Origin of the sequence: Phytobacter sp. V91 (genome assembly GCF_965644225.1) — a bacterium.
Classification (GTDB): domain Bacteria; phylum Pseudomonadota; class Gammaproteobacteria; order Enterobacterales; family Enterobacteriaceae; genus CBFFRJ01.
Genome location: NZ_CBFFRJ010000293.1, coordinates 1 through 767, shown reverse-complemented (window position 1 = coordinate 767; position 767 = coordinate 1). Strand labels below are relative to the sequence as shown.

General features: G+C 45.4%; 1 protein-coding gene. It reads right to left on the bottom strand.

Translation table 11 applies throughout. The features are described 5' to 3' along the window. Positions 1–42: 42 nt before the first annotated feature. Positions 43–495, bottom strand: a complete 453-nt coding sequence (locus ACSZO4_RS25720; RefSeq protein WP_437891913.1) for a hypothetical protein — start codon at positions 493–495, stop codon at positions 43–45. Positions 496–767 lie beyond the last annotated feature (272 nt).

Sequence of the window (767 nt, the reverse complement as noted above, 5' to 3'; positions counted from 1 at the left end):
CGGGCATCGTGAAAAATCTATGGCAAAGAAAGCCTTATGTTCTCATAACTGACGATTAAATCGCACCTTCCCTAACACTTCCCCCATCATCCCGGCAAATGCGACGTCAATATTTCCGTTTAACAGCTGCGATTTCCAGTTAGAAAATTTTTCTGTGGGCAGATAATCCATCACAAAACACAGTGCGCTTCTGTCCACGCCTTTAATATGTGGTACTGCGTTGGGGGCGATATGGGCGACGGTTTTCATCCAGTCGATTTCTGCAAATACCCGTTCAAGTGGCGCCAGCCACTCTTTTGCCACTTTAAGTTTTGGCAGAGCCTGCTTCAGGCAAAAATGTTTATCACCGGCACTGACTTTTAAAATGTTTGAGGATACGCCGCCGGTAAGCGGTTTAACGTGCAGGGTTTCCGCATCGTTGATTAACCCCATAGTTTGCAATACCTCACGTATTGCATCCTGGCTGGCTGACAGATCTTTGAAACACGTTTCCATGCATACACCTGTATTTGACTTGTTTTTTCAAACTGCTCAGATGCATCAAAATGCCCTGGGATTGTCCCCGGCGGTTATGATTAACCGTGATGCATCTGCTACGGGTTATATCTTGTTATGCACATCAATGTTACGTCTGTTATAGAACATGAATAACATTTAACTTCACTGAGTGTATCTGTTTTGCTGGAATGCAGTAATTAAGTCCGGTAAACCCCCGGCTTTGCCGGGGGACTCCGAAAGGTTTGACCTTTAAGTCAGTCGCGCGAATC